This is a genomic window from Pseudomonas sp. S07E 245 (assembly GCF_019599025.1).
Lineage (GTDB): Bacteria > Pseudomonadota > Gammaproteobacteria > Pseudomonadales > Pseudomonadaceae > Aquipseudomonas > Aquipseudomonas shirazensis.
In genome coordinates, this window is sequence record NZ_CP080625.1 from 2,618,938 (window position 1) to 2,631,964 (window position 13,027).

Below are 13,027 nucleotides of genomic sequence, written 5' to 3' on the forward strand. Positions count from 1 at the left end.
TCAAGCCGACAGTTTACGCCGCGCCAGCGCGCCACCCAAGAGCCCAGTCAGGCATCCGATGAGCAGGCCACCGACATGCGCGGCATTGGCGATCTGGCCGAAGCCAAGCTGGCCGACCACGCCGGTCAGGCACACCACCAGCCAGATCAGCATCATCACCAGTACGCCCTTGGGCAGGCGGTAATGCGGGTTGGGTGCCAGCCACTGGTACAGCCAGACGTAGCCGAGCAAGCCGTACAACACGCCGGACAGCCCGCCGAACAGGCTCGGGCCGCCGACCAGGTGCTGGGCCAGGTTGGAGATCAGGCTGAACAGCAGCGTCAGCAACAGCAGCAACCAAGGCCCCTGGCGCAGCTCGATGCGCTTGCCCAGCTCCCAGTACCACATGCCATTCATGGCCAGGTGGAGGAAGCCGAAGTGCAGCAGCATCGGTGACACCAGCCGCCACCACTGGCCATCGCTAAGGCCCTGGGCCAGCGAGCTGAAGTACAGGTACTCGCCCTGCACACGGAAATCGAGAAAGGTGAACCAGCTCAGAGTCGACAGGTTGTCGCCCAGCCCGGTGATTGCCGCCACCACCACGCACAGCAGCAGTACGCCAGCCGTGACCTTGCACGCGCGGGCCTGCTGGGCCAGGGACGGTTGCCTGGGCAGGCTGGCCTGAGCCGCGGCCGGCAGTTCGATCTGGTCGTTGCCTTCGGGGTAGCGCTCATACAGCTGGCGGACATCCTCGAGCAAGGCCTGCGGCGCCCACAGCACCTGCTCTTCGCCCTCCTCGCTGACCCGGTGCGGCACCTGCAGGCGGCGCAGCAGGCTGACAAAACCACTGAGGTCGACGGTCAACGGCAGGCGCAGCACTTCGATCACATTCATTGAGTGTCCTGTGGGCGCTCGACATCGACCCAGACGAACTTGTGCGGGTCGATGCCGGTTTCGTCATCCAGGCGATAGGCCGCCAGTTTGCCGTAGAGCACGGCGCTGTAATCCAGGCAGGCCAGATTGGGCCGGATCGGCGCCGGGCGACCGCTGCGCCAGTAATGGCCGACGAACAGCATCGGTTGCGCTTCGTCATAGCGCAGCAAGGCGTTTTTCTGCGTGTGGCTGAGCGGCGCGCTGGCCACCTCGTCCGGCAAGGCATCGGGCTGGAACACGATGTCGCCGTAGGTCTGCGGGTCTTCTTCCCAGAACTTGGTGCGGAAGAACGCCCGCGTCAGGCCATCGCCACCGGTCAGGGTGAGGCCATCCGGCAGGCGCATGTCGGTGCCGCGCAGGAGGCGATTGCACACGGTCGAGGCAAAGCTGCCGGACACACCCGAGGCCTGAATGAAGTGCTCGTCGATGCAGCCGCTTGGGTACTGTGGGCGCAACTGCTCGATCAGGCTCGGGTCCCAGCAGGCGTGCACCAGCCGGAAGCGCCCGGCATCGACAAACAGCGGCAGCTGGTAGAACCAGGCCAGGAAGTCGTGCCAGTCGCCCGGGTGCTGGGCGAACTGGGTCAGGGTTTCGTCGATCAGGCGCGCGTTACGCGGCGTGTGCTCACGGACAAATGCCTTGCCACTGCCGGGCAGCGCCGGCGTGACCCAGGCCAAGGCGTTGTACTCATGGTTACCCATGATGCAGAACGCCTGACCGGCCACGACCATGTCGTGGACGATATGCAGCGCCTCGCGAATTCGCGGGCCGCGATCGACGATATCGCCGAGGAACAGTGCCTGGCGCCGTGGATGCCGCCAGACCCCGCCCACGCGCTTGTAGCCGAGGGTATCGAGCAGGCGTTCGAGGGTATGTGCACACCCGTGCACGTCGCCGATGATATCGAAACTGCGCGCCGGATCGAGCATCAGTCGCCCCCACCCCCCAGGCGGCTGCCCCAGCCGAGCTTGGTGCGGCAGACTTCGTAGTAGTTGTGATCGAGCGGGTGGATCAGGCGCAGTTTCTGCGGCTTCTTGCTCACCGTGATGGTATCGCCGGGGGCGCAGGTGAAGTGGTTCTGGCCGTCACAGGACACTTGCGGATAGATCTGCAGGTCCTGCGAGACGACGATCTTCAGCTCGCTGTTGCCATCGACCACGATCGGCCGGCCCGACAGGGTGTGCGGGTACATCGGCACGATGACGATGGCGTCGAGCTTGGGGTGCATAATCGGCCCGCCGGCCGACAGCGCATAGGCGGTCGAGCCGGTGGGGGTGGCGACGATCAGGCCGTCGGCCTTCTGGCTGCAGACGAACTGGCCGTCAATGTAGATTTCGAACTCGATCATCCGCGTCGACTTGCCCGGGTGCAGGACCACGTCGTTGAGCGCGTCGCCCTGGCCAATGGCTTCGCCGTGGCGGCGCACTTCGGCCTGCAGCAAGAAGCGGTTTTCCACCAGGTAGTGGCCGTCGAGCACTTCGGCGACCTTGACCTCAAGCTCATCCGGGCGGATGTCGGTGAGAAAGCCCAGGTTGCCGCGGTTGATACCGAGCACCGGCACATTGTGCCGGGCCAGCGCGCGGGCGGCGCCGAGCAGGCTGCCATCGCCGCCGACCACGATGACCAGGTCACAGACCTCGCCGAGCAGCTTGCGGGTCGAGGTCTGCAGGCCATGCCCTGGCAGCACTTCGGCAATCGTGTCCTCGAGGATCACGTGCATATGGCGATCAAGGAGGAACGTTTTCAGTCGGCGAATGGTGTCGAGCACCTGTGAGCTGCCCAGGCGGCCGATGATACCGATATTGCGAAATTGCTCCATGGTGCTCCTGCAAGGCCGTGCGGCGGGTAACGATAGCGGGTAACGATAGACGGATTATGGTCGAAACGACCGTCCAGCGGCAAACCGGCTATGCTCGCAGGATGACGCCCCTCACCGAGCTGCGCGACCTGCCCCGCCGTTTGCGCCGCCCTGCGGTGCGCGATCTGGCCTGGGCGCTGCTGTCGCCACCGCTGATGCGCGACTTGCCCGCACCACAGCGCCACCCGTTGACCGCCAGTGACTGGGCTGCCGACCCGCAGCAGCTGCAGGACTGGTTACTGGCGCTGGATGGCGATGATCAGCCGCTGCGCGATTGGCTGGTGAAGATGACCAGCCGGCGCCTGGGCCTGTATTACGAGGCCCTCTGGCAGTTCGCCTTGAACCACGCCAGCGGGGTCGAACTGCTCGGCGCCAATCTGCCGATCCGCCAAGGCGGCCGCACTCTGGGCGAGCTGGATATCCTCCTGCGCGACCGCGACGGTGTGCATCATCTGGAATTGGCGATCAAGCTCTACCTCGGCCCGGCCAATGGCGCTGGCCCAGGCTCGATGCACTGGTTGGGGCCGGGATGCCAGGATCGGCTCGATCTGAAACTGGCCCACCTTGTCGGTCATCAGCTGCCTATTTCTGCTCGCCCAGAGAGCCAGGCGCTGCTTGCGGAGCTTGGCCTGGATCAGCCCCAGGCGCACCTGTGGCTGGGCGGCTATCTGTTCTACCCAGGCATGCTTGCAGTCCATCCTCCAGCCGGCGCAGAACCTGCGCACTTACGCGGTGACTGGCTGCACCGGCACGACTGGCCCGGCTACCGCAGCGGCGCGGCAGAGGGCCGCTGGCAGGTCCTGACGCGCCAGCACTGGCTGGCGCCCGCGCGTATTGCAGACAGCGACTGCTGGACGCCAGCGCAGTTCGAGCAATGGCTGATGCAGCTGGACCCGTTCGCACCCGCGCAATTGCTGGTCAGGTTGACGCAGACCGAAGACGGCGCCTGGGAGGAACAGCAGCGGTTGTTTCTGGTGGCGGACAGCTGGCCGCACTTGCCGAGCTGAGCAGCAGGCCGCCAAGGTTTTCGACAGATTCACGCAAATATCTGCGCAGCCTTCGACCTGTAGCAAAGAAATCTGTCAGCCATCGATTAGAGTTAGCGATACGCGCCAGCAAGAGCGCCTTTTCGACCTGATAAGTGAGGAGTGACCATGGTTTCATCCAACCCGCCGGCGCATTACGCGCGGATCTCGATTGCCCTGCACTGGCTGATGCTGGTGTTGCTGGCAAGCGTCTACGCCCTGATCGAACTGCGTGGCCTGTTCCCCAAGGACAGCGCCGAACGCAACCTGATGAAAGACCTGCACTTCATGTTCGGCCTGACCGTGTTCGTACTGGTCTGGCTACGCCTGGCCATGCGCCTGATCAACCCGACGCCGCCGATCACGCCCAAGCCGCCGGCATGGCAGACTGGCCTGGCGCACCTGGTGCACCTGCTGCTGTACCTGCTGATGATCGGCATGCCGCTGGCGGGCTGGTTGATCCTCAGCGCCGCCGACAAGCCAATCCCGTTCTACGGCTTCGAGCTGCCCGCGCTGACCGGGCCTGATTCGGACTTTGCCAAGTTCATCAAGGGCTGGCATGAGCGGGTTGGCGGCTGGGGCTACTGGCTGATTGGCCTGCATGCACTGGCCGGGCTTTACCATCACTACATCAAGCGCGATAACACCCTGGTGCGCATGCTGCCCTACAAGTAACCGCGTCGGCCCTGCAGCCCGCCTGTGTGCACGAACAGCAGGCGGCTGCCGGGCCTGAAGCGCCCCGCCTCGACCTCATCGCGCAGCGCCAGCAGGGCCTTGCCGGTGTACACCGCCTCCAGCGGCAGGCCACTGTGCTGTTCGCTGTCGGCGATAAACGCCAGCAACTCATCATCCATGCGCGCAAAGCCGCCACGGCAAGCGTCATGCAATTGGTAGCCCTGCTCTCCCGCCAACGCTGCCACCGTTGCCGCCACGCCGTGGTCAGCCGGCACCGCAAGGGCGCCGTGCACCGGGCGCGCACCGGCCTCAGCGAGCACCAGCCCCGCCAGGGTGGTGCCGGTACCGACGGCCAGCCACCAGCCATCGTAGTCATCCCAACCCAGCTGCGGCAGCTGCTCGCGTGCCTGCTCGACGATCAATCGGCAACCCTGTGCGCCGGCCATGCCGCCACCGCCCTCGGCGATGCACTGCCAGCCGGGGTAGCGTGCTTGCCACTCAGCCCAGAACTGCGGCTCATGTCGCGCCCGGTAGCCGCCATAGCCGAGCCAGTGCAGTTGCATGCCCAAGGCTTGCAGGTCGCGCACGGTCGGGGTGTCCTGCGCATGGCCACGCAGCAGGCCGGCGGTGGCAAAGCCAAACCGTTTGCCGGCAGCGGCCAGTGCATGCAGATGGTTGGAATGGTTGCCGCCAAGGCTGATCAAGCCGGGCGCGTTGCACCGCCAGGCTTCGACCAGATGGTCGCGCAGCTTGAACCACTTGTTGCCGCTGATCAGCGGGTCGATCAGGTCCAGACGCAACACTGCGAGCTGGACCTCAGCGCGCTGAGTCCAGGGCAAGCACAGCGGTTGTAGAGGTGCCTGAGGCAGGCAGGAGAGTTCGGCAGACATCGACCGAGTCTACCAGCTTGGGCCGGGGCCGCGCTGCAGCCCCACCCCAGGCCGTTACAGCTCGGCGGCCAAGCGCGAACCTTGGTTGATGGCGCGCTTGGCATCCAGCTCGGCGGCCACATCAGCGCCGCCGATCAGGTGCACCGACTGCCCCGCTGCGACCAGCCCGTCCTGCAGTTCGCGCAGTGGATCCTGGCCTGCACAGATCACCACGTTGTCCACTGCCAGCAACTGCGGCTCGCCATCAGCAATGCGTACATGCAAACCAGCGTCGTCGATCTGCAGGTATTCGACACTGTTGAGCATCTGTACCTGCTTGTTTTTCAGGCCAGTGCGGTGAATCCAGCCGGTAGTCTTGCCCAGACCGTCGCCGACCTTGGTCTTCTTGCGCTGCAAAAGGTACACCTGCCGCGCCGGCGCATGCGGCTCGGGCTTGATCCCGGCCACGCCACCACGCGCTTCGAGCGCAGTGTCGATGCCCCACTCTTTCCAGAACGCGTCGCGATCCAGGCTGGTAGCCACGCCCTGGTGCACCAGGTACTCGGAGACATCAAAGCCGATGCCGCCCGCGCCGATCACCGCAACCCGCTGGCCGACCGGTTTGCGCTGCAACAGTACATCCAGATAATTCAGCACCTTGGCGTGCTCGATGCCGGGGATAGCCGGGTTGCGCGGGACAATCCCGGTGGCCAGGATGATCTCGTCATAATCGCCGGCAATCAGCTGCTCGGCGCTGACTCGGCTATTCAGGCGCACGTCCACGCCCGTGAGCTGCAGCTTGTTACGGAAATAGCGCAGGGTTTCGGAGAACTCTTCCTTGCCCGGCACGCGCTTGGCCACGTTGAATTGGCCACCGATTTCGCCAGCGGCGTCAAACAGGGTGACCTGATGGCCGCGCTCGCCGGCCACGGTCGCCGCAGCCAGGCCAGCCGGGCCAGCACCCACAACCGCGATACGCTTGGCCTGGGTCACCGGCAGGTAATTCAGTTCTGTTTCATGGCAGGCGCGCGGATTGACCAGGCAACTGGTCAACTTGCCGCCAAAGGTGTGATCAAGGCAGGCCTGGTTGCAGCCGATGCAGGTATTGATCTGCTCGGCCTGATCGGCTGCGGCCTTGTTGACGAACTCTGGATCGGCCAGGAATGGCCGGGCCATCGACACCATGTCGGCATCGCCGGCAGCCAGCACGGCCTCGGCAACTTCGGGTGTATTGATGCGGTTGGTGGTGATCAATGGGATGTTGACGTGCCCACGCAGCTTGGCCGTGACCTTGCTGAAGGCCGCCCGCGGTACTTTGGTGGCGATGGTCGGAATGCGCGCTTCGTGCCAGCCGATGCCGGTATTGATCAGCGTTGCCCCGGCCTGCTCGATGGCCTTGGCCAGTTGCAGGATCTCTTGCCAATCGCTGCCACCTTCGATCAGGTCGAGCATCGACAGGCGGAAGATGATGATGAAGTTAGGGCCCACCGCCGCACGCACGCGGGTGACGATTTCGACCGCCAGGCGCATGCGGTTGGCGTAGCTGCCACCCCAGCGATCGGTGCGGTGGTTGGTATGAGCGGCGAGGAACTGGTTGATGAAGTAGCCTTCCGATCCCATGATCTCGACGCCGTCATATCCCGCGCGCTGGGCCAGTTCGGCACAGTTGACGAAGTCGGCGATCTGCTTCTCGATGCCGGCTTCGTCCAGCTCCTTGGGCTTGAACGGGTTGATCGGCGCCTGAATCGCGCTCGGCGCCACCTGGCGCGGGCTGTAGGCGTAACGGCCGGCGTGGAGGATCTGCAGGCAGATCTTGCCCCCAGCGGCGTGCACCGCCTCGGTGACGATACGGTGCTGGTCGGCTTCTTCAGCGGTGCTCAGCTTGGCAGCACCGGAGTACACGCCACCCTCATCGTTTGGCGCAATGCCACCCGTGACCATCAGGCCGACACCACCGCGTGCTCGCTCGGCGAAGTACACTGCCATGCGTTCGAAGCCGCCTGGGCGCTCTTCCAGGCCGGTGTGCATGGAGCCCATCAGGGTGCGGTTGCGCAAAGTGGTGAAGCCAAGGTCAAGCGGGGCCAGCAGGTTCGGGTAAGCCATGGAGCAACTCCACATGGGCAAAATCACGGGATGCAGGCGCCTCGCTGGGATGCGGGGCCCGTCGGTTATCTGCCATCGACATTAAACAGCCGTTTGAACCGGCTCAATGATCGAAACTGACAACTTATTGATCCTGCTGCACAGCAGGTCTACCCTAGGGCTCCTTACATTCGATGGTGCCGCAGCGGTTCATGCGCAAACTTCTCGCAAGCGCCCTGGCGCTGGTAATGATCGCCGCGTTGTGTGGCTATGGTTTCTGGACGCAACAGCGCCCTGAAGGCCACTACCTGTCTGACCTGCGTATCGAGCTGGCGCTCAATCAGGGTAGCCCTGGCGAGCGCGGCAATCTGCTCGGCATCGAGCCGCTGCTCTACCCCAGCGACTATCAAAACCTGCAACGGCTGCGCCTCAAGCTTGCCGCCTACCTGCAGCAGGCCCGCGAGCAGGGGCTGGTGAATGCGCGCACAGTGGTGGTATTGCCTGAGCACATCGGCACCTGGCTGTGGGCGCGCGGTGAAAAAAACGAGCTGTATCAAGTGACCCAGCGGCGCGAGGCCGAGCAGTGGCTTGAGCTGAGTAACCCGCTGCGCTACGGCCTGGCAATGCTTTGGGCGACCGGGGACGACCGCCGCGCCGATGCGCATCTGCGCATGAAGGCGGCGCAGATGGCCGCCGACTATCAGGCCCTGTTCAGCGGCCTGGCAAAGGAATTTGGCGTGACCCTGGTGGCCGGCTCGATTGTCTTGCCCGCGCCCTATGTGGAGAACGGCGTGCTGCACGCCGGCAGCGGCCCACTGTTCAACAGCAGCTTGGTATTCGCCGGCGATGGCAGTGTGCTGGGGCAGCCGCAACGCCAGCAGTTTGCCGACAGCGAAGTACGCCGGTACATTCAGGACGGTCGCGGGCAAGACGGTCGCGAGCAGCCCCTGCACGTCGTTTCGACCCCAGCTGGACGCCTTGGCGTGTTGATCGGCAGTGACAGCTGGTACCCGGAAAATTATCAGCAGCTGGCGCAGCAGTCCGCACAGCTGATCGCCAACCCGGTATTTCTCAGTGGCAAGCACAGCTGGGACGCACCCTGGCGCGGTAATCGCCATCAGGATGCCGCCGCCGAGCTGCCACTGCAGCGTGGTCAAGTCAGCGAACAACAGGCCTGGCGGCAACTGACCCTGGCCGCCAATCCCGGCCTGACCAGCATCAGCGTGTTCATGCGTGGCCAATTCTGGGAACTTGGCGCTGACGGTCAAGGCTTTGCCAACCACGCTGGCGGCCAGTTGGCCGGCACCTCGCAGCATGGCGCCCGCCTGCTAAACGTGTGGTTGTAACGCCATGCCCAGGCCGCGTGTGCGCCTCGGTGAATTGACTGTAGGGTTCGTCCAGCCTCTGGCCGAGGCCCTGCAACAGCTGGGGCATGACCCTACGCCGTTGCTCGAGCGTTACGGCCTGACCAGCAGCCGCCTCGCCCAGCCCGGCGCGCGCTTGTCGATACCGCGCTACATGCACCTGGGCCATGCAGCAATCAAGCTCAGCGGCGAGCCAGCGTTGGGCCTGCGCATGGGCAGCCTGAGCCGGCTGGCACAGACAGGTTTGGCCGGAGTCACCGCAGCTCAAGCACCGACGCTCGGCGAAGCTGCCCGCACCTTGCTGCGCTTCGAGCCGCTATATGCGGCCAACTACCGCGGCAGCTCGGTGTTTGTCGAAGACACGCAAGGCGCCTGGCTGCGCTTCTATTCGATCAGCCCCTACAACGACTACAACCGTTTCGTGGTCGACTCGCTGCTGTCGGGCTGGCTTGCGCAGTTAGGCCAGCTGGCGGGGCAGCCGGTGCAGGCAGAGCGAATGGAGATCGAATTTGCAGCGCCAAGCTACGCAGCGGGCTATCAGGCACTTTGTGCCACGCCGATACACTTCGCAGCCGAAGGTAATCAGCTGCGCCTGAGCCGGGCCACGCTTGAGCAGGCCAACCCACAGCACTGCCCCAGCACCTGGCAGCAGCTGCTCCAGCTATGTGAAGTGGAGCTCGCCCAGCACACCCGTGTACGCAGCCTTGGCGAGCGCATCACGCATCTGCTCGGGCCGCTGCTTAACGGCGGGCGCGAGCCTGACCTGGAGGAAGTCGCCCGCCATTTGCAATTGCCGACCTGGACCCTGCGCCGCAAGCTTGCCGAAGAAGGCACGCGCTTTCGCAGCCTGCTCAACGACACCCGCCAGGATCTTGCCGAGACCTACATCCGCGACACGGAGCTGGCCTTCGGCGAGATTGCCTATCTGTTGGGGTTTGCTTCAGCAGAAGCCTTTCAACGTGCGTTCAAGCGCTGGACCGGGCTTACGCCGGGGGAGTTCCGGCGTAATCAACGGCGCACCGGTTAGAGCTCGGTGGCGTCGTCTGGTTCGGGGGCGTCCAGTTCATAGGCCTGATATTCGAGCAGCTCTTCCTGATAGTCGTCCATCGCCCTGCTTCCTCTTCACTCATGATGTTGGCTCATGTCGCCACGCTAAAGCGGGCGCATGACGCATTGATGACAAGCTTATGAGTGATAAACGTAGCAGGGGTTCGAAGGATTAGCCTGGCAAGCTGTAACAACAAACTGCAAGGCCGATCGAGGCCTTGCAGAGGCCATTTACATCGAGGCTGGAGCAGCCTCGCTGGCCGGAGCCTCCTGCTGCACCTGGATCGGCGAAGCCTCGTTGGGGGGCGCGACCGGCTGCGAGCTGCGGCTGTCGTCTACCAGCGGCGCGGCAGGTGCCTCGCTGACGGGAGCAACGGCCGCTGGGGCGACTACAGGTGCTTCGGGAACCGCTGGGGCCGCTGCCGGCGCGACCGCTGCAGCCGGAGCCAATGCAGCCGGCGCTGGCGCTTGCTCCGGCAGGCCCAGATCTGGCGCTGGCTGTTCAGCCTTCGGCGCCTCGACCTTGGCTTCAGCCTTTTTCGCCTTCTTCGGTTTGGGCTTGGGCAGGAAGCTCTCGACCAGCGCGAAGTAGCGCTCATAGAACTGCGGCGCCGTGACGGTTTCGCTGGCCACCTTGACCATCGAATCATCGCTCGAACCGATTGGCATCGACACCGAACCGAGAATCCCTACGCCAAGGCTGGCCGAGGTATTGGACTTTTTTAGCGCGTAGCGATCCTGCAGGGCGTTGGCGAACATCGTCGAACGCTGGTCATCGCTGCTGTCGGGCGCACAGGTGACGCTGAAGCTGATCTGCAGATGGTTGTCGCTGTTCTGCTGAAAGCTCTTGTTGCCGGCGATCTGGTTGTCGCCCGTGCTGGTGATGATATAGCCCTGGCTGAGCAACGCGCGCCGGGCCGCTTCGCAGGAGCCGGCGTCGCTGACCGGGAAGCTGCGCGAGTAGGTGCCCGAGTCATCGAAGTTCTCGTGCTCGTAGACCGCAGGTTTTTTCGAGGAGCAACCGGATACGCCCGCCAGCACAAGGGCCAGCCCGAGCGCACCGAAGACGGATGATCTGGACATCATGAATACCGGATTGGTCGAATGGCGCCTATTGTGCAACACATACCCGCTGACTTAAACCGTTGATCTGTGAAGAGGCTGTCAGCTTTGGCTAAAGCTGGGCTGCCTCAACACGGTGATAGGGGCGCTGTGAGCAAGATAGCAAGACGCGATCACCCTGCCGACAGGTGTGTATGCAACCGCTCGATGTGCTCCGGCCCGATCCCGCAGCAACCGCCAACGATGCTGGCGCCAGCGGCCACCCAGCTACTTGCCCACTGCAGATATGCCTGAGGGGTCAGATCATCACGAATCTCGAGCAAGGTACTATTGGCCTTGGCCGCCGCGCTGACTGGAGGAAACGCATTGGCATACACCCCAAGCTCGATGGCCTGACCGAGGAGCTGGATGACCACGCGCGCTTCATGCAATGCCGCAGCCATCACCTCTGGCTGGCTGCAGTTGAACAACACCACGGCCGCGCCCAGCTGCGCAGCGACACGCACGGCCTCAGCCACCGCCTCACCTGAGCGCAAGCGCGGGGCCCCGGCGACCTCGTCCAGCAAGGTAAAGGACAACCACAGTGGCTTCGGCTGCGCACCCAGCGCCTCGGCCACGGCGCGAGCTTCGGCGACAGAGCTTTGTGTTTCCGCCAGCCAAACATCAACCCGCTCGCGCAAGCCAGCAATGAGTTGCCGGTGAATGGCGACACTGCGTGCATGATCGAACAAATCCGGGCGGTAAGATCCCAGCGCCGGCGGCAATGAGCCAGCCACCGTGACTGGCGCGGGAGACTCATCGGCAGCCTCGCGGGCAAGGCGCCCTGCCCTCTCGGCCAACGTCAGAGCATGCTCGGCAAAGCGCTCTTCACCGAGGTGAAACGGCACCACGGCATAGCTGTTGGTGCTGATGATCCTGGCGCCAGCGGCGATGAACGAGCGATGCGCCTGCAGCACGAACTCGGGCGCTTCAATTAATGCCAGCGCCGACCACTCCGGCTGCCTGAACGGTGCGCCGATGCGCTGCAGCTCACGGCCCATGCCGCCATCCAACAAACGAACAGTGGCTGCACTCATTGGTTGGCACTCACGGTCTGCTGAGGCTCGCCCAGCCAACGAGCAATGATGGCTGGGTTGGCCTTGACCCACGCCTTGGCTGCAATTTCAGCCGGCTGCTTTTCCTTTTCGATCTTGAGGATCAGGTCATTGAGCTGCGCAGGTTCAATAGCGACGTTTTGCAGAAACGCGGCAATTTTCGGTGCACGCTTTTGCAGGGCGACCGACGACAACACGTAAACCTTGGCATCCGGGTACGCGCAAGTGATCTGGCTTTTGTTGAGCCAGTCAGGGTCAACTGTAGGGCTGATGAACTTCCAGCAGCCGTCAGCCTTGTACAACGGATCCCCCTTCTTGTTGTCCTGGGCATACCCATCGAATGCCGGCTCCTGCAATCGGCGCAGGTCGAAGGCGGAGAATATCCAGTCCGGGGTATAGGCATAGAACACCACGCCTCGCCCTGCTTTGTAAGCTGCCGCCAGCCTGGAATAGGTGACGGCTGCCTCAGTAGAGATCGACTCGAATTTATCGGCAAACTGGTAATCCTTGGCCTTGATCTCACCGATGTAGGTTGACTCCCAGCCCGCCGGCCCGACCAGCAACTGGGCCTTGCCGCCGCCCGGTGGCTGGAAGAGCTCGGCGACTTCCGGCTTCTTCAGGTCATACACGGATTTCACCCCGTATTTGTCCTGCAGATAGCCGGGGATGTAAAAGCCTTGCTCGCCGGTGTAGGTTGTTTGTTCGGAAACAGCGAAGGGTTGGCACCGCTGACATATTTCGCCCAGGCAGCGGATTGGTTGGGCATCCAGATGTCGGTCAGCACGTCTACCGAACCATCGCCTTTCGACGCTGCACTGAGCAGCACCGGGACGTCCCCCGCCAGGTAGGAGACGTCGGCGTCGAGGCGGCTCTGCAGCACTTCACCGAGGATGTACTGAATGGCGACTGCGCCAGTCCAGTTCTGTTCGCCAATGACGATCTTGTCCTTGGCCAACGCCGTGTTCGAACCGATGACGGCGGCCAGTACAGCCAGCGCGCCGAGGCTACGCGATAAAGATGGGTTCACGGTAAGTCTCAC

11 protein-coding genes and 1 pseudogene are annotated in these 13,027 nt (G+C 63.7%); 4 read left to right on the forward strand and 8 right to left on the reverse strand.

What is annotated here, in order from left to right; translation table 11 throughout:
* From K3F44_RS12095 to K3F44_RS12105, 3 genes are read right to left on the reverse strand one after another with little or no spacing between them, the layout of a single operon-like run.
* Positions 1–873: a rhomboid family intramembrane serine protease gene (locus K3F44_RS12095; protein ID WP_150570218.1), complete on the reverse strand. Its 873-nt coding sequence runs from the start codon at positions 871–873 to the stop codon at positions 1–3.
* Positions 870–1,841 carry a metallophosphoesterase gene (locus K3F44_RS12100; RefSeq protein WP_101321381.1) on the reverse strand — a complete coding sequence of 324 codons (972 nt, stop codon included), beginning with the start codon at positions 1,839–1,841 and terminating at the stop codon, positions 870–872. Before K3F44_RS12100 ends, K3F44_RS12095 begins: the two co-directional genes overlap by 4 nt.
* A complete protein-coding gene (locus K3F44_RS12105) occupies positions 1,841–2,731 on the reverse strand; it encodes an NAD(+) kinase (RefSeq protein ID WP_101321383.1) in 891 nt (296 codons plus the stop codon). The genes K3F44_RS12100 and K3F44_RS12105 overlap by 1 nt, the downstream gene beginning before the upstream one ends.
* A gap of 56 nt (positions 2,732–2,787) precedes the next feature.
* On the opposite strand from K3F44_RS12105, the gene K3F44_RS12110 reads away from it, so the two are divergent.
* Both K3F44_RS12110 and K3F44_RS12115 read left to right on the forward strand, forming a co-directional pair.
* Positions 2,788–3,777 (forward strand): DUF1853 family protein, encoded by a 990-nt coding sequence (locus K3F44_RS12110; RefSeq protein WP_220634098.1) that lies wholly within the window; start codon positions 2,788–2,790, stop codon positions 3,775–3,777.
* Positions 3,778–3,924: 147 nt separating this feature from the next.
* Positions 3,925–4,470: a cytochrome b gene (locus K3F44_RS12115; RefSeq protein ID WP_101321387.1), complete on the forward strand. Its 546-nt coding sequence runs from the start codon at positions 3,925–3,927 to the stop codon at positions 4,468–4,470.
* On the opposite strand, the gene K3F44_RS12120 is transcribed toward K3F44_RS12115, so the two are convergent.
* Positions 4,461–5,360 (reverse strand): 1-aminocyclopropane-1-carboxylate deaminase/D-cysteine desulfhydrase, encoded by a 900-nt coding sequence (locus tag K3F44_RS12120; protein ID WP_101321389.1) that lies wholly within the window; start codon positions 5,358–5,360, stop codon positions 4,461–4,463. The two genes, K3F44_RS12115 and K3F44_RS12120, sit on opposite strands and share 10 nt — an antisense overlap.
* Positions 5,361–5,414: 54 nt before the next feature.
* On the reverse strand, positions 5,415–7,442 hold the full coding sequence (locus K3F44_RS12125) for an NADPH-dependent 2,4-dienoyl-CoA reductase (protein ID WP_220634099.1): 2,028 nt from the start codon (positions 7,440–7,442) through the stop codon (positions 5,415–5,417).
* A 191-nt stretch (positions 7,443–7,633) separates the two neighbouring features.
* On the opposite strand from K3F44_RS12125, the gene K3F44_RS12130 reads away from it, so the two are divergent.
* Positions 7,634–8,767 carry a nitrilase-related carbon-nitrogen hydrolase gene (locus K3F44_RS12130; protein ID WP_188036458.1) on the forward strand — a complete coding sequence of 378 codons (1,134 nt, stop codon included), beginning with the start codon at positions 7,634–7,636 and terminating at the stop codon, positions 8,765–8,767.
* Between the two features lie 4 nt (positions 8,768–8,771).
* Entirely contained in the window at positions 8,772–9,812 is a 1,041-nt protein-coding gene (locus K3F44_RS12135) for an AraC family transcriptional regulator (protein WP_150570213.1), read from the forward strand.
* A gap of 251 nt (positions 9,813–10,063) precedes the next feature.
* Here the strand turns inward: K3F44_RS12135 and K3F44_RS12140 are convergent, their stop codons facing one another.
* The 3 genes and pseudogenes from K3F44_RS12140 to K3F44_RS12150 all read right to left on the reverse strand — a co-directional run bounded on the left by K3F44_RS12140 (position 10,064) and on the right by K3F44_RS12150 (position 13,027).
* On the reverse strand, positions 10,064–10,915 hold the full coding sequence (locus K3F44_RS12140) for a DUF2242 domain-containing protein (RefSeq protein ID WP_220634100.1): 852 nt from the start codon (positions 10,913–10,915) through the stop codon (positions 10,064–10,066).
* Between the two features lie 152 nt (positions 10,916–11,067).
* Positions 11,068–11,970 (reverse strand): homocysteine S-methyltransferase family protein, encoded by a 903-nt coding sequence (locus tag K3F44_RS12145; protein WP_220634101.1) that lies wholly within the window; start codon positions 11,968–11,970, stop codon positions 11,068–11,070.
* A pseudogene (locus K3F44_RS12150) lies at positions 11,967–13,027 on the reverse strand (glycine betaine ABC transporter substrate-binding protein). The gene K3F44_RS12145 and the pseudogene K3F44_RS12150 overlap by 4 nt, the downstream one beginning before the upstream one ends.